The organism is Allofrancisella frigidaquae, assembly GCF_012222825.1.
In the GTDB taxonomy this organism is placed as follows: Bacteria; Pseudomonadota; Gammaproteobacteria; order Francisellales; family Francisellaceae; genus Francisella; species Francisella frigidaquae.
This window is the reverse complement of the sequence record NZ_CP038017.1, coordinates 715,016-731,862: the sequence shown is the minus strand read 5'-3', so window position 1 is coordinate 731,862 and position 16,847 is coordinate 715,016. Positions and strand designations below refer to the sequence as shown.

The window sequence follows — 16,847 nt, the reverse complement described above, 5'->3', positions numbered from 1 at the left end:
GGAGTAAATATGGTTACGGCTAGAAAATCAAACAATAAAATAAAAAACTTTTTTAAAGCTACCTATATCGACAACCCATAACAAAGTTGTTTTACCTTGCTGGACTGATATTTTTTGACGTATATTATTTATTTGGATAGTATAAGTTCCACTATCTATCTGTTGTTCAAACAAATCCACGCTATTTGGCAGCAGTAGCCAACTTCTTAAATCAGCTTCTTTTGGTTCTATTTTTGATAAATCAAATTTCAACTTACTTCCTAGCAACCCACCTAAGGCAAAATTTTTATCATAATTGTACTTTAAAATCTCAATGACTGTATTTTGCATAATTATCTTAGGATATTCAGCCACTAAAGATTTTATAGCAAATAAAGTACCATCTAATAGTGTTTCGGTATAAGTATTGACTAATTCTCTATCATTATCTGAAATTATAACCTTTTTAGGCTCAAAAAATTGGTACTGTGTATTGTAAACAGGTAATTGAAATTTCCTAACTCCAATATTGCCAATATTTAAAGGTGCTTTTATGGAATCTCTAGTGTTTACTAACCCTTGCTCATAAAAAACAACTATCCGACCCATTCCCATTGGAAATGGTGATGTTTGGCTTTCTATTGCAGAATAGAATTCTTGTACTGTTTGGTCAAGATAATGATTTCCAACTGTATATTGTTGAGCTTTTATTAAACTTGTTAAAGCAGCATTATAATCTTTAGATATAGAACTTTCTAAGATAGCATTTAAGTAATATCCCATAGGATTGCCATATGAATTTGGGACCCTGTCAGAAAAATTAGTCATATTTTCTAAAGCTTCGAAATTTTTAACGCCTAAATTTTCCATATTAACAGCATCTGTTTTAAGCTGTTTTTGTGCTAGTTTAGCCATACCTTTAGCTATACCATCTTGCTGAAGGGTCCAGAACTTAGCATCATCTAGTTGCTTTAACGAATTAAGTGCAGAACTTAAATCATTTTGTTTTAAATAGTTTAAAGCTTGATATATATACAAGAAGTTTATAGCGTAGTCAGGAATTACATACGCATTATCAGTGTCATAATAATTATAAGTATTTTTATTTAATAATATTGCTCTTGCTTGCTTTATAGCTTCATCTTTAGATGTCGCCACAGTACTTAAAGCTTTATTATACTCATCTATGGAAATTTGGTACTGATCATTTAGTTGTAATAATCTTCCAGATTCTAAACTATTTAAATTTTTAAGTTGTTCTATATTTCCAATATGGTTATTGCTTTTAATAGCTGATTTTAAATTTGCCTGTGCTAACTTCTCACGTACAGAAAAAAATAATTTAGGGTAGTTACCAGATTCAAATTCTACTTTGGTAAGGTCATCTTTAGCATCTTTATAAGCACTACTGCAGCTACCTAATAAACATACCCAGCAAATCAAAAATAATTTATTTAAATTTTTCATCTTTATAACACCAGTGCCATGGCTCATAAATAAAGCCGTATTTATTATTTCTAGGAAAACTCATTATAAAACCATATTTTGAAGCGTTTTCATCTAGCCAATAAAAAGCTTCAGTATTTTCAAACTCCTCAGTTAAAACTTCTTTTTCACCTAAGGTTGTCAAATCTATAGCTTTACCTGTATGATGCTCACTTTCTCCCACTAAAGCATTTACTTTGCTAATTTGCTCCAATGTTTGACCATTGGCTAATTTTCTATCAATAATCTTTTGTTGATAATCATAGCTTCTAAACCCAGATACAATAAAAAGTTCTATACCATCAGACTTAGCAGCAGCATATAAAGCTAACCAAGCTTTATAAGTATTTTTTTCTAAATATACATCTCTTTGAAAGAAGTCTTTTCCAACTAATACAAGAGTATTTTTATCAGCTTCTGTAAATTTAGGTCTTTTTACCATCTAATTTCTTCTTCTAGTTTGAGTATTCCCTGAAGATATTTATCATGTTCTGCAAGATTACTAACACTTGCTTGACGTAAATTTAGTCTTTCAAAATCTATATCTGCACTATCTTTAGTTGCAGATTTAGAAGTTTGTAATGACAGTTTAGTTTGCCCTCCTGTCATAGCAAGGTACACATCTGCTAAGAGCTCACTATCTAATAAAGCTCCATGAAATGTTCTATGATCATTTCTAATAGCATAACGTTTACATAAGGCATCTAGATTATTTTTTTGTAGAGGATGTTTTTTCCTAGCAACTTCTAAGCTATCTACAATGTTAGCAACATGATCCTCAAGTTTTCCATACTTGTTGTTTTTTAATAAATTAAGCTCCCAATTAATAAATGGTACGTCAAAAGCTGCATTGTGGATTATAATTTCAGCATCTCTAAGAAACCCTATCATATCATCAACTTTTTCATCAAAAGTTGGCTTATCTGCTAAAAATTCATTTGTTAAACCGTGTATCGCTAATGCTCCTGCTTCAACTTCAAAATTTGGATTACAATAAAAGTGTAAAGTATTGCCAGTTATCTTCCTATCAATAACTTCTACAGCTCCAAACTCAACAATCCTATTACCAATTTTAAAATCAAAACCAGTAGTTTCAGTATCTATAAAGATTTGTCTAGACATTTGATAACAACAAAAATATAACTATAATGAAATTATATCAACAGATAGCTATAAATGTACTATTAGTTCAAAAAATACAGAACTAAAACCACATCACTATTTTACACATCTCCTGACTTGACATGAATCTCTCCAAGGGACCTCTATTCTTAGCACATACATAACTACATATAGAAATTAGATCCTGTTTATATTTAATAAGAACAATCAAATTAAAATATTATTTTAAATATTTATTTTTTGTATTATTCCAACGTAATAAATAATTTATTAATTAAATAGCAACTTAACGGGGAAATATTATGAATGAAATAGATGAAATCAAAACACAAGTTGTTTCTATGTTTGACTTCGACGAGCTTCCATTATCTAAAAAAATAAGTTTACACATCAAAAATATCTTAGAACTTAATGGCCCTCAACTGTCGATTGAATCGCTGGATATTGCACTTAAAACCTTGCAAGATCAGTTAATATCTCTAAAAAATGTACAACCTGGAATAGAACAACTTAGAACAGTAGCATCTGACGGTGTTTATCAAAATATTAATACGATCTGTACCCTTTTTTTACAAGAAAAAAATAAATGTTTCTTTGGCTTGAGTCCTGAAAATCAAAACTTCGAAAAATACCCTCAAATATATATTCATTATATACGTATACTTGAATCTTACTTCAGCTATGTGTTGGTAACACTTGACTTAATTCGTGATTTTTTATTTTCAAGTAAGTACCATAATTTGCGTTCATACAATGAATTTCTTAGAAAATTAACAGACTGGAAGTTTAAACAAAAAGGAATTTTAATTATAGAACTCCTTATAATACGGTTTAAACTTCCGGAGTTTGAATTTGAAACTGTACAGTTACCTGCCCATGTTTGTAAAAACATCAAGGCTATCAATTCTATGTATTTAGATGAAATACATCATTATCACCAATCTGGATCTTTAGATGATTTTAAGCTTTTAAATCCCTTAAAACTCTTAGATCCTATAAAACCCATAAAATGTGTTTTTTATGCACGGATGCTTGAATCTTGCTTCAAATATATAGCATCATCTAGTTTAACATTGAGAATCTTACCTAAAAAAACTAATTTATTAGCACAAAAATTGGTGTATAGCTTAGGCATATTACCTCAATTCGAACATACCTGGCAACAATCCGTAACTATGTATAAAGGTATGCAGCGTTATACCAAATACAATCGTGAAGCTATAGTAATGCATATCGATACAAGTGGAGATAGATATGCGGTGAATACCTGTATGATCCTGGACCCTAATGTGGATTTAATAATGATCAGTGATTACAATTCATACAGCAAATTGAGCGGTTATCTCTCTTTTTGGATGGGCTTTGCAAAATCAGCTTTTCCCAAATTATATAGAAACGGGGCAAACTCACGTTTCACAGTGTTCATCGGAGGGTCCCATAAATCTTCTGATGAAGAATATTCAAACAAAAGAGAAATCGATTCTCATAAAAAACAAAAAACAGATCTTGAAAAAAAGATAAATAGTCAGAAAAAAACATATAAAACATTGGAAGAAAAACTTAAACAAGAATTTTATGACAATCACATGAACGAAAAAACCTTTAGTACTGTCCATCGTGAAGAAGAAAATTTAGTTTCGCTCGAAAATGATATTCAAATAGTGAGTGAAAAACTACACCAGTATGAACAAGAATCTAAAGAAGAAATAGCAAACCGTATCAAGTCATTTAAATCAGACTGGGATGACTGTAACTTTGGTGACTATGCCACTATCATTGTCTCAAAAAAAGGGGAAAATGAAAAACATACATATTATTACCAACAATTATCAAATCATCAATTTCAGAACAAATTTCATAACGATATACCCCAAAATTCATCATCACATATAACGAGCACTGACCTTGCACTAGAACAAATAGAAAAATATTCTAGTGTGCACAATAGACGTATTACCAGAACTGTAGGGGAAGCTCATGAGATGATAAAAAAGAGTATTGACAAAAATGGTGCAAAATATATGAAAGATATCATGACTGATAAGCTGAAGGCAAGTTTAACTGATACCGCAAGAACTGCTATTTCAAAATATATCGACACATTATTACAACAAAATCAGCTAATTCAAAACAAAGGGACTTTGGTGGTAATCAGCCGAGGCATGAATCGGGAAGAATTAACACTATTCCGAAATACGGAATACCAAAAGAAAAAAATCACAGATGACGTGAACTTGTTTGATCTGTGTGACACCTCCGCGCAAGGACGTGATAACAAGACCGGTAAAAAGAATTTACACCATATGATGTGTAAAGAATTAAAAGATTTTTATGAGGGCTTGTCAGACACTTATAATATCGTCTTTATGGGAGATCCAATTTATCACCATATGGGCTTTCCAAGCGAAGAAACCAAATATAAATTCTCAGATAAAGTAATTGATGCTACACAAATATGGAACAAAGAACCTTTTAAAAATGATAAAGACGGTTCAACCATGTGCAAACAAGCGTATTTTATCCTAGAACTGCAAAATAAAACAAAAGGTGTAGTACAAACTGGTGTTAGAACTGGCATGATGGAATACATGGCCTATTTTTGTGTTCCAACAGTAGGAATAGAATTTCAAAGAGACTATGATGAAAATCCAGGAACAACTGGCATCAATAGATTACTAAACATCGCATCATGGATAGATGAATGTGAAGAAGAAGGACCAGTAGCAACCTTCCAAAAACATTTTAAAACAAAAAATAATAAATTTGTTCCATGGATACTGTTAGGATCATCAATACCATACGGGGCTTCCACCAAGAAACATCCATTAACACACAATAGGAAATATAATGGATTTTGGCGGGAGTTCAAAGCAAATACCAAAGAATTATATCGATACATTTTCGATAATTATATGTGTAATATAAAAAATAAATTTACAATTTCTTAACAAACTGTGATTTTAGTTTCATAGCTCCAATACCCTCAACTTTACAATCAATATCATGATCACCCTCAACTAAGCGGATACCTTTGACTTTTGTACCAACTTTTATAACTTGCGAAGAACCTTTTAGCTTAAGGTCTTTAATAACTGTAACAGTATCACCATCTTGTAATAAATTACCATTTGAATCTTTGACTATAAGTTTATCATCCTCATTTTTAACTTCATCCAACTTCCACTCATGACCACACTCTGGACAAATTAATAGATCGTTATTTTGATAAACGTACTGTGACTGACATTTAGGACATTGCGGTAAATCTTGCATATTTTTACAACCTTAATAATTTACATAAAAACTATTCTAACACAAAAGCAACTATATCTTTTTATATAAAAATCCTTAAATACAGTGAGAGTAAGTTATCTTGTTGAAAAGACTTATTTGCTTGGGCATTAATATAACTATAACTAAAACCAAGCCAAGCATCTGCAAAGGTATTATATCTAAATCCTGTATCTATAATAACTGCATAGTTAGTACTAGATTGCTGTAGTTGAGAATAACTGACATATGGTACTAGGTCTTTATTGTAAAATCTTGTAGTGTAATTTAACTGTGATGACCATGAATATACTTGTCCACCAGATGATAAAAAGTTATTTGTATTTAAATTTGGAAATAATGAGGTATAAAATACTTCTTTTAAGTTAAAAGATCCAGAAACATCAGTAGTTTTATCTACTCCTTTATCGGTAAAAATAAATTCACTCATAAATTCTAAGTCACTAACACTAATTCCAAAATTAAAATCTACAACCCCAATGTTGTCGTTGCTTTTATTTGTAAAACCTGAGACATTTGAGTAAGCTGAGCCAAAATACCAGTAATCACCTACTGTATTTAAGTCATATGTATATTTCATATTTACAGAAAAACCAAGTTTTGCATTACCATTATAGGCATTTGCAACTTGCAAAAATTGATTCTGAGAAGGCGCTAAAAACACTACGTTTGCCTGCAAACCATCATTATTATACGATAAGTTCACATTACCACCAGACTGCATAAAGTATATCCTAGTAAGTGTTGGTATAAAGTTAGTAGTTTCATCAAAATTACCAAAATTAACCGTAGAAAGTGCAGCATATGTAAATACTGGTAAACGCTTTAAATCTCCTAAAAGAAAATAAATGCCACCAGGATTTACATTCCAATCACCATTATCAGTATAAATGTTTACAGACGCAAAAACAGAAGTCCAATCACCTAGAGTACTTAACATATAATACTCAAAATTATAATTATTTATAGAAGTTGAATTTTGATTGCTAGTGTTATTTCTACCCCACATAGGTAAAAATGAAGCTGTTCCCCCAGCATAAAGATAATCATCTTTTAAAAGACCATTTTGGCGAGATAGCATTATAAACAAAGGATCAGCAGTTTCTTGCTGAGTATTCATCATTGCTTGTGAAAATATTACATTATTATCTATAGCTTGATAATATGGGAGCTTGATCGTATTAAGGCGTGTGTAATCTAATATAGTTTTACCTATATCAACACTAGTAGTTGGAACAAAGGCTTCTCCCTCTTGCTGCTCGATTACATCTATTACAGATTTATTTTCGATTGATGACTGATCTTCTGTAAGTTGCGATTTTTGATTATTATCAGAAGGATTATTAGCTGCATAAACAAGGCTGCTAAATACTAGCATACCTATAATTAAAAATAATTTTTTCATCTATACAGCTTACTAGAATATTTTCAGCATTTTATTATTTAGAAATACAAATATAAATAAATTTTTTATAAAAAAATAGAATAAATATTTAGACTATAGATCATCAACATGGTCTACTAAGTATTCAGCAACACCTTTTGGAGAAGCCTTCATGCCTTGGTCGCCCTTATTCCAACCAGCTGGACATACTTCACCATATTGCTCATGAAATTGCAAAGCTTCAACCATTCTTATAACCTCATCCATATTTCTACCTAATGGAAGGTCATTAACAACTTGATGACGTACTACACCTTGTTTATCAATCAAGAAAGTACCTCTAAAAGCCATACCACCTTCAGCTTGAACATCATAATCTTTTACAATTTTTTGATTAATATCAGCAACCATAGTATAACTGACTGGTCCAATACCACCCTCATTGATTGGTGTGTTTCTCCAAGCATTATGCGTAAAATGAGAGTCTATAGATACAGAAACAACTTCCACACCTAGCTCTTTTAGTTTAGCTGTTCTCTTATCTAAAGCTATTAACTCAGATGGGCAAACAAATGTAAAATCCAAAGGATAAAATACCACTACAGCATATTTACCTTGGATCGCTTTTGCAAAATCATAGTTGTCTACAATCTCACCATTTCCTAATACTGCTGGTGCGTTAAAAACTGGTGCTTTTTTGCCTACTAATACCATAATTACATTCTCCATTTATTGGTTTATGTTTATTTTAAAAGGTTGTTGATTTAACGCTAATAATTTTGCTTATTAATTATTCTTATGTCAACTTTATTTACTCTAATATACTTAAAGATTTCTTTAAAACTTACTGCTAAAATGTAGACCATATAATATGATCGATAACTAACTTAATATGAATAAAAAAATAGTACTTTTTTTAAGTTTAGTATCCTCTTTTGGATACTCTGAAATAGTTAAGTCTGAAGTTTGGAAAGTTGATGATGTAAGTAACACTTATAAAACAAAATATTTCTGCAATAAAGATTTATCTAAACAAGATTGTGACAAAAATATAAAAAATATGCAGGAATTAGATGTGGATATAGATCATCTTAACTCGCAAGATATAAAAAGTCTTCAGCTTAATAAAATTTCGTATAAAACTACAAATACCTTTCCAGCTAGTGGAAAAATTACTTCTAAAGTTTCTGGATTACTCATACTACCAGATACAGAAAAACCGAAAGGTGTGGTTCTATACTATCACCCTACTGTATTTGATAATAGTGGAGTTCCATCAAATTTAGATAAAAATAATAAAACTAGCTTAATGCTTAATACTATTTATGCTGCTCTTTACGCTGCTAATGGCTATATAGTTGTAGCTCCTGATTATATGGGTCAAGGAGATGATTATAAAAATTATCATCCATATGTTCTATACCCTCAGCAAACTGTAAATACAGCTATAGATCTACTTAATGATATCTCTAATGTAATTAAGGAAAAATACAAACTAAGTAATACAAAAAGGTTAAATCTATTTTCTGTTGGCTACTCTGAAGGCGCCCCATATTCCATCTGGACAGCAAAATGCTTAGAATCTACATATAATTGCGATGGTGTTAGCAAACTTGAGAAGTTATACAGGTATAGAGCTGCGGTTGGTTTAAGTGGTGCATATGATATCAGTAGTACTACCCTACGTTTTATGATAGATAACAATGATTCAAAAGCATACAAACTCTATAGTAAAATCATAACCTCTATGTTAAAACCAGCATTAGTAGCAAATACTTTAATGAGCTATTTAAATTATAGTAACACTGATAAAACTATTAACATTAAAGACATTGACAAAGAATTTTTTAACATGAAATGTTCAACATTTGCTCAATCTAAGTGTGATATAGATGGTAAGCACTACACACTTGCAAATGTATTTAACCAAAAAGATCTACCAAATACAGTCTTAGCTGAAGCTGTTTTTAGTAGTTCTCTATATAAAAAATTTCCGAATCAAGAGTCTGCTTCACATTATAGTATACCAACAGGCAATAACTCCATGCTTAATCTGTTAAGTGAAAAAATTTTTCATGACCGTGAATTTTTACAAACATTACAGAGTGCTGACATAGTTGATTTTGGAACCAGGACTAGAACACCAATCTTCATATTTAGCTTAAAAGAAGATTCTATTGTGACGCCTCTTAACTACGACAGTTTCATGGCAAAATCTAACGCTATAGTGGATGGCTTTGTCCTAGATAATGATAAAATAGTAACCAAAAGTATAGATTGGCTACCTGATGCCTTAAGCATGGGTAAGGTTGATCACATAACTGGTGAGGTTTATGCCAATCTTTTTGCATACAAATATATAGATGACTTAAATAAGGTTTACATATAATTATGATACAAGCAATTACAGAAAGAACTGGAATATTAGTTAACTCGAACGGTTTAAAAAAACTAGAAACTGCAAATATCTTTGTAGCAGGATGTGGTGGCGTAGGATCTTTTGTTATTGAAGCACTCGCTAGAGCCGGTGTTGGAAAATTAACAATAATTGATATGGATATAGTAGACCCATCTAATATCAATCGCCAACTTATTGCTTTACATAGTACAGTTGGTAAGCCTAAAGTTGAGGTTATGAATGACAGAATTTTAGATATAAATCCTAAATGTCAAGTCAACGCCATGCAGACTTTTATTAATTCTGAAAATACATATAGTCTACTTACTGCTGAAAAATATGATTATGTAATAGATGCAATAGATACTCTAAATGCTAAAGTTAATTTAGTAAAAGCATCACATGAATTAGGAATAAAAACGATCTCAAGCATGGGTGCTGGGGGCAAAACAGACCCTACGCAAATAAAGGTTGCTGATGTTTATAAAACTGATGTTTGTGCTCTGGCTCGTGCCATGAGAACACGTCTAAAAAAACAAAAAGTTAAAAAAGGTATAAAGACTGTATTCTCTACTGAAAAAGGTATAGCTCCACTACCTCCTAAAGAACCTCAGCCAAACCAACAAGGTCGATCTAGAGCAACTAATGGCACTCTTAGCTATATGCCATCTTTATTTGGGTTAACCATAGCTGGTATTGTAATTAAGGAGATAGTTGGTGATGATTTTAATAGTCAATTTTAACTTAAAAATTGTAATTTATCAGCGAAGCATTCCATAACCTTTTAAGAATTATCTTTTTCAAATTTCTTTAATGGGGCTGTTACCACCCATCTAATTCCAGTTTACACCAGTCCCTTAATTTCTTATGAAAATCTAGTGAATACGTCATAACTCAAAAAGAATAAATATTATAAACAAAATTACTTGCTTCATTTATATACAATATATAAATATTATTATTTCTTTATTTAAAAAATTTTTTTTTAAATAAAGAAATGTTAAAATTAGTATTAAATATTGGAAATAATTTTTACTTACTTTAAACAAATATATAATGACGTACATTTTTGGAGAATATTTTTAATGAACCTATATTTTAACCTATATAAAAATATAAAAGATATATCAGAAGATTGCCATTGGGGCAATTATTATACCGCTCTAGGTTTGCCAGAAGGACTATGTTTTGGTATGGCTGCTATGTGGGGTCAAGCATATTTAGCTGATGATCTTAAGACTTTTTATAAAAGATTAGAGTTACTTACAAGTGTCACTATAAATAAGCAGTTTGATGGCATTACCTATACCAGATTAACTGACCTTATTAACGCTGTACATAATTATGAAAGACAACTACCTAAACGCAAATTAGCTGGACAGGTTATTACTAATCGTATAGGTCAAGAAAAAGAAATATATGAGTTAGTTATTTCAATAAGAGCTTTCTTAGATGGGTTGCTTGCTTACCATCAAGCTAAATATACTTTAGTTAATGGTGAGGGTATAGATTTTAATCAAAATATATTAAAAACTTCACCATTTGTTATAAATAAAGAATTAACTGTTGTTAGTCAAGGGATATTTGGTGATCAAGGGTCTAATGTTACTTATCAAAAGGTTTCTCCATTGATCGAAATATACAATTACCCTTTTATTGGAGACAAATGGGATTATTGTGGTTTCTTAAAACCATTAGTTGATAAGCTTGCTAAATATCAGTTTCGTGCTTATATTAAGGTATCTAGTATTGATCATATGGTTGCATTTAGTATTAAGCCTACTTCTTCAAATCATTATAAATTAAAATTGTATGATGCTAATAATTTATATAGGAATCAAGTTGAAGCCGTAACATTTACTGATGTTTATGGTTTAGTTAATAACGGTATTTTTGAAGCTTTTGATTTTAATGTAGAACAAAATAGCCTCCTAGCTTTAAATTTATCAATCTATATTAGCCCTACTATAGGAGTCGATAAAATTGATGCTTATGAAAACGCTTGTCGGATTAAATTTCAAAAAAAGCTTGATAAAATTAAATTGGAAATATGCAACCAGTTAAATAAATATATAAGTAGCTATTTAAAATGGAAAAATCATAAGAAGCGTGCAATATATACTAGAGATAAAGTAAGAACAATAGATATAAATAAGCTTTATAATTTTATTGCAGATGAAAAACACATATTACGAAGAGAAGAAAATCTGAATGAGCCAACGGAAATACATTTTAATAATAATATGCCGTCATTAGAGAACAATTTAGAAAAATCTGCATATATGAGGATTATTGAAGTTTCTCTAAAAAAGATTAAAGCAACTTATGCTGGCAACATATATGATGATCGTGGTTATAAGGAGATGCTATTTAAAAAAATTTGTAGCAAAGGATATCATTGTAATACTGATTTTTTATATATTGCTTGCCGAAATGGCCACACAGAAATAGTTATTGAGCTATTGAGACATCCTGAAATTGAGGTAAACAAAGGTACAAATACAGGTGCTACTCCTTTATTTATTGCTCGCTACAATGGTCGCCAAGAAATATCTCGTGCGATAGTTAGAGCGGGTGGTGTAGGCTCTCTCTCGTGAAGAGGCCTGTTGAAAGCATAGTCGATTTGCGCAATTTAAGCTTAATTTTAATGCTGCGCACAAATCAATAATTATATATTTTTTATTAATATTTACCATATTTTGATACACCAATCCCTAGTTAAGACATAAACTTAATAAAAATAATGGAATTGTTCAATGTCAAAATTGCTCTGCTGCAACACTTATGTGATAAATCTCTTTGTTTACCAAATATCATCTGCAAAGGCTCTGCACCACTGCTGGGAAAACTATCTGCAAGCACAATCATAAGAATAACTCGAAAAACAAGTCAAATGTTTCCAGCTATCACACAATAACTACTAAAACCTATAAGCCAAGGTTGTCATAACTTTTGACTGGAGTTTCATTATAATTCTGACAGGTTTAGGAAGTTTCTTTCCCCCTGCTTTCTCCGCCTCTACAGCATGTTGTGCCTCGTCAAGATACATCTGTTTTAAGATCTCTCTAGAACGATTATCATTTACAGGTAAGTTTTTTAGATGTGAATCCAAATGTTTCATTACTTGTTTTTCTGTTTCTACTACAAAACCATAGCTTAAACTATCACTTATAGCTCCAGCTGTAGCTCCTATACCAAATGATGCCCAATACCAAAAAGGATTTAATAAACTTGGTTTTGCATCTAACTCCTGTAATCTCTCGCCACACCAAGCTAAATGATCATACTCTTCATCAGCAGCTTGATATAAATAGGTCTTTGTTTCTACTGATTTAGCTACTGCAGCTTGCCCACGATATAAGCCTTGAGCACATATCTCTCCGGTGTAGTCAACTCTCATTAGACCTGCTGAATGTTTTTTTTCTGCTTGGGTTAACTGTTGATCATATATGTTTTTACTAGGAGACTTCCTAGTAGGGCTAACTTTAGCCTTTGTAAATTTTGTGTAGCTATCAAGCTCTTCTATAACCCTATCTAAAAACGATAATTTTCTCATAAAATATAAATTCCTTTTGAAATTATATTTTGCTAATAAAGTCCATACAAAGAAATTATTGCAACTAAGGCAAATAATATGTTTAGTGCTAAAAAAATCCAGCTCACAGTAAAACCTTGTCGTATAGAAAAAACTGCATAAACAGACAAGAATATACCGCAAATTACCATAAATTCATTTCTGGCTAGCACGATCCCCAAACATAAGCAAACTAAACCAATAAATGCACAAATTCTAGCAAAATTTAGTTTATGCCTAGCAAAATACCAAATAGCAAACACAAAAATCAAACCAACAAAAACAGTTAAATTATAAACCTGTGGAGCTTGATAAAAAACCACTATTGCACTTATTACAAGTGCGATACCTTCCAAACCTGTAAAAAACTGCTCCTTTTGAATCAACGCTGCCACAAACAACAAAAGTGTGGCATACAGTATCACCACATTTTTCTCAAAAATACCTTTCTCAGCTAGCCCAAACACAAACAGTGCTAAGCCGATTAGACCCAGACAAAACCCTATATTATTTATGTATTTTTTTAACATGCTTTAGTAAGATCACTCTTTACTCTAAGGTACACATTATATGCCTATAATTATACTTGTAAATACGAATTTTAGCAAAACTTTAATTTGTTAACTTAACAACGTATTATGTTATAATCTGTTTGTTTTATTTAACTAAAATATATAAAGGAGATTTAATGTCTAGAAAGAAAATTGCTCTTATTGGTGCAGGTCATATTGGTGGAACTTTAGCTCACTTGGCACTTATCAAACAACTTGGTGATGTTGTTTTATTTGATATTGCTGAAGGTATGCCTCAAGGTAAAGCTCTAGATCTAGCACAAACGTGCCCCATTGAGGGAGTAGACTTTAAGGTTAAAGGAACAAATGATTATAGAGATTTAGAAAACTCTGATGTAGTTATAGTAACTGCAGGCGTGCCAAGAAAGCCTGGTATGTCTCGTGATGATCTTCTTGGTATAAACATAAAAGTTATGCAAGCTGTTGGCGAAGGTATCAAACATAACTGTCCTAACGCGTTTGTGATCTGTATTACAAATCCTTTAGATATTATGGTTAATATGCTACAAAAATTTTCTGGTATTCCAGATAACAAAATAGTAGGCATGGCTGGCGTACTAGACTCTGCTAGATTTAGAACTTTCTTAGCAGAAGAGCTAAATGTATCTGTTCAACAAGTTCAAGCTTACGTAATGGGTGGGCATGGCGATACTATGGTTCCTCTTACAAAGATGTCTAATGTAGCTGGTGTTTCACTTGAGCGTCTAGTACAAGAAGGTAAACTTACCCAAGAAAGACTAGATGCTATAGTTGCAAGAACTAGAAATGGCGGTGGTGAAATTGTTGCTTTACTAAAAACAGGTTCAGCATACTACGCTCCAGCTGCTGCTGGCATCCAAATGGCAGAAAGCTACTTAAGAGATAAAAAAATGATTCTACCATGTGCAACTAAAGTAAAAGCTGGTATGTATGGCCTTAAAGAAGACTTATTTGTGGGTGTTCCCACTGAAATTTCAGCAAATGGTGTTAGAGCTATAGAAGTAGAAATTTCAGATGAAGAAAGAAAAAATTTACAAGTTTCAATAGATGCTGTTAAAGATTTAAATAAAGCAGCAACAACTATTTTAGCTAAATAATTTTTTACTAATCTTCTTAATCCTTTATATTATCTAGCTCTTAAAACACCTCTAGTAATGTCAAGGATAATATTTCCTTTTTTGCTATTTTAAAATCCTAAAAAGTTGGTAGAATTCTAATAATAAAATATCAATTATACTTATTTAGTATAGTTTTAATTTATTTGTTAGTTTATTAATAAGGTTTATTATGGCTAAAGAAAATTATCTGGGCATAAATATAGATGTCTCAAAAGACCAAGAGCTTTCTCTACAAGCTCAACAGCTACTTACTAATTATTATTGCTTAGAGAATGAACCATCTCCCCAGCATGCTTTTGCTAGGGCTGCTATAGCGTACTCTTTTGGTGATACCAACTTAGCACAACGTATATATAATGCTGCATCTAACGGTTGGTTTATGTTTGCTTCCCCTGTATTATCAAATGCTCCACTTCCTGGGGCTAAAGTCAAATCTTTACCTATTAGTTGTTTTTTATCTTATGTGCCAGATTCCTTAGAAGGGTTAATAGAGCATTCATCTGAATTAAGATGGTTATCTGTAAAAGGTGGTGGCGTTGGCGGTCACTGGTCAAGAGTTAGGTCAGTTTCTGATAAGGCTCCTGGACCTATTCCTTTCATGCATACTGTAGATGCTGATATGGTTGCATATCGTCAAGGTAAAACTCGTAAAGGTTCCTATGCAGCATATATGGATATATCTCACCCTGATATAATTGAGTTCTTAAGTATTCGTGTACCTACCGGTGACGTAAATAGAAAGTGTCTAAACTTACACCATGCTGTAAACCTAACTGATGAATTTATGCAAGCAGTTGCTAATAATGATAACTGGAAACTAGTTGACCCTGATGATAGATCAGTTAGAGATATAATCAAAGCCCGTAAGCTTTGGGAAACTATATTAGAAACTCGTTACCGTACTGGTGAACCGTATTTAAACTTTATTGATACTGCTAATAGAGCATTACCAAAAGCTCAAAAAGAGCTTGGGCTAACTATTAAAGGTTCAAACTTATGTAATGAAATTCACCTTGTAACAGACGAAAAACGTACAGCAGTTTGTTGTCTATCTTCTGTGAATTTGGAAAAATATGATGAATGGAAAGACACTACTCTAATCAAAGATCTAATTAGATTTTTAGATAATGTTTTACAGTTTTTCATAGATCACGCTGGTGATGAAATAGCTAAAGCTAGATATAGCGCTTCTCGTGAAAGAAGTCTAGGGCTTGGAGCTATGGGCTTTCACTCTTATTTACAATTGCATAGAGTACCATTTGAATCCAAAGAAGCTGAAAAAATAAATGAAGAAATTTTTAAAAGGATAAAACAACAAGCTATTGAGGAAACTCTAAAGTTAGGTAGAGAAAAAGGTGAAGCTCCTGACATGGTAGGAACTGAGCGTAGAAATGCTCATTTACTTGCTATTGCTCCTAATGCTAATAGCTCCTTAATACTAAATACTTCCCCTAGTATAGAACCTTGGAAAGCTAATGCTTTTACATCTAGAACAAGAGTAGGCTCCCATTTAAATAAAAATAAATATTTGGAGCAAGAACTAGAGAAACTAAACAAAAATACAGAAGAAGTTTGGTCAGAAATTATAACTAACGGCGGTTCTGTGCAACAACTAGATTTCTTAAGCAAAGAAATAAAAGAGGTATTTAAAACTGCTATCGAGATGGATCAAGACTGGCTAGTGTACTTAGGTGGTGCACGTCAAAAATATCTATGTCAAGGTCAATCTTTAAATGTGTTTTTTCCTGCTGGAGCATCTCGGGCATATTTACATAAAGTACACTTTAATGCTTGGAAATATGGTTGTAAAGGTTTATATTATTTAAGAACAGAGACATCAAATAGAGCTGAAAATATTTCTAAAAAAGTAGAAAAACAAAGGCTTGTAGAGTTTTCAGAAGTAAAACAATCTGAAAGTGAATGTATCGCATGTGAAGGATAAAAC

General features: G+C 31.6%; 14 protein-coding genes. 6 read left to right on the top strand and 8 right to left on the bottom strand.

Annotation, left to right across the window (positions count from 1 at the left end; translation table 11 throughout):
* Positions 1–27: 27 nt before the first annotated feature.
* The 3 genes from E3E15_RS03420 to dnaQ are packed head-to-tail and all read right to left on the bottom strand — an operon-like array spanning position 28 to position 2,586.
* On the bottom strand, positions 28–1,446 hold the full coding sequence (locus tag E3E15_RS03420) for a COG3014 family protein (RefSeq protein ID WP_172106592.1): 1,419 nt from the start codon (positions 1,444–1,446) through the stop codon (positions 28–30).
* A complete protein-coding gene (locus E3E15_RS03415) occupies positions 1,430–1,906 on the bottom strand; it encodes a M15 family metallopeptidase (RefSeq protein ID WP_172106591.1) in 477 nt (158 codons plus the stop codon). The genes E3E15_RS03420 and E3E15_RS03415 overlap by 17 nt, the downstream gene beginning before the upstream one ends.
* Positions 1,900–2,586: a DNA polymerase III subunit epsilon gene (gene dnaQ / locus E3E15_RS03410; protein WP_172106590.1), complete on the bottom strand. Its 687-nt coding sequence runs from the start codon at positions 2,584–2,586 to the stop codon at positions 1,900–1,902. Before dnaQ ends, E3E15_RS03415 begins: the two co-directional genes overlap by 7 nt.
* Positions 2,587–2,888: 302 nt before the next feature.
* Between dnaQ and E3E15_RS03405 the strand changes: the two genes are divergently transcribed.
* Complete coding sequence (locus E3E15_RS03405) at positions 2,889–5,534, top strand: hypothetical protein (protein ID WP_172106589.1); 2,646 nt, start codon at positions 2,889–2,891, stop codon at positions 5,532–5,534.
* Here E3E15_RS03405 and E3E15_RS03400 read toward each other — a convergent pair.
* From E3E15_RS03400 to E3E15_RS03390, 3 genes are all read right to left on the bottom strand, one after another.
* Positions 5,521–5,859 (bottom strand): zinc ribbon domain-containing protein YjdM, encoded by a 339-nt coding sequence (locus tag E3E15_RS03400; protein WP_172106588.1) that lies wholly within the window; start codon positions 5,857–5,859, stop codon positions 5,521–5,523. The genes E3E15_RS03405 and E3E15_RS03400 overlap by 14 nt on opposite strands.
* A gap of 61 nt (positions 5,860–5,920) precedes the next feature.
* A complete protein-coding gene (locus E3E15_RS03395; protein ID WP_172106587.1) occupies positions 5,921–7,282 on the bottom strand; it encodes a hypothetical protein in 1,362 nt (453 codons plus the stop codon).
* A 93-nt stretch (positions 7,283–7,375) separates the two neighbouring features.
* Positions 7,376–7,975, bottom strand: coding sequence for a peroxiredoxin (locus tag E3E15_RS03390; protein ID WP_172107228.1), 600 nt, complete (start codon positions 7,973–7,975; stop codon positions 7,376–7,378).
* Between the two features lie 178 nt (positions 7,976–8,153).
* Here E3E15_RS03390 and E3E15_RS03385 point away from each other — a divergent pair, with 178 nt between their 5' ends.
* The 3 genes from E3E15_RS03385 to E3E15_RS03375 all read left to right on the top strand — a co-directional run bounded on the left by E3E15_RS03385 (position 8,154) and on the right by E3E15_RS03375 (position 12,256).
* Positions 8,154–9,650 carry an alpha/beta hydrolase family protein gene (locus E3E15_RS03385; protein ID WP_172106586.1) on the top strand — a complete coding sequence of 499 codons (1,497 nt, stop codon included), beginning with the start codon at positions 8,154–8,156 and terminating at the stop codon, positions 9,648–9,650.
* A 2-nt stretch (positions 9,651–9,652) separates the two neighbouring features.
* Entirely contained in the window at positions 9,653–10,402 is a 750-nt protein-coding gene (locus E3E15_RS03380; RefSeq protein WP_172106585.1) for a tRNA threonylcarbamoyladenosine dehydratase, read from the top strand.
* A gap of 342 nt (positions 10,403–10,744) precedes the next feature.
* A complete protein-coding gene (locus E3E15_RS03375) occupies positions 10,745–12,256 on the top strand; it encodes an ankyrin repeat domain-containing protein (protein WP_172106584.1) in 1,512 nt (503 codons plus the stop codon).
* A gap of 323 nt (positions 12,257–12,579) precedes the next feature.
* Here the strand turns inward: E3E15_RS03375 and coq7 are convergent, their stop codons facing one another.
* Both coq7 and E3E15_RS03365 read right to left on the bottom strand, forming a co-directional pair.
* Positions 12,580–13,215, bottom strand: a complete 636-nt coding sequence (gene coq7, locus E3E15_RS03370; protein WP_172106583.1) for a 2-polyprenyl-3-methyl-6-methoxy-1,4-benzoquinone monooxygenase — start codon at positions 13,213–13,215, stop codon at positions 12,580–12,582.
* A gap of 32 nt (positions 13,216–13,247) precedes the next feature.
* Positions 13,248–13,763 carry a hypothetical protein gene (locus E3E15_RS03365; RefSeq protein ID WP_035718899.1) on the bottom strand — a complete coding sequence of 172 codons (516 nt, stop codon included), beginning with the start codon at positions 13,761–13,763 and terminating at the stop codon, positions 13,248–13,250.
* A 158-nt stretch (positions 13,764–13,921) separates the two neighbouring features.
* On the opposite strand from E3E15_RS03365, the gene mdh reads away from it, so the two are divergent.
* Both mdh and E3E15_RS03355 read left to right on the top strand, forming a co-directional pair.
* Positions 13,922–14,881, top strand: a complete 960-nt coding sequence (gene mdh, locus E3E15_RS03360; protein ID WP_035718897.1) for a malate dehydrogenase — start codon at positions 13,922–13,924, stop codon at positions 14,879–14,881.
* A gap of 190 nt (positions 14,882–15,071) precedes the next feature.
* Positions 15,072–16,844 carry a ribonucleoside-diphosphate reductase subunit alpha gene (locus E3E15_RS03355; protein WP_172106582.1) on the top strand — a complete coding sequence of 591 codons (1,773 nt, stop codon included), beginning with the start codon at positions 15,072–15,074 and terminating at the stop codon, positions 16,842–16,844.
* The last annotated feature ends 3 nt before the right edge of the window (positions 16,845–16,847 follow it).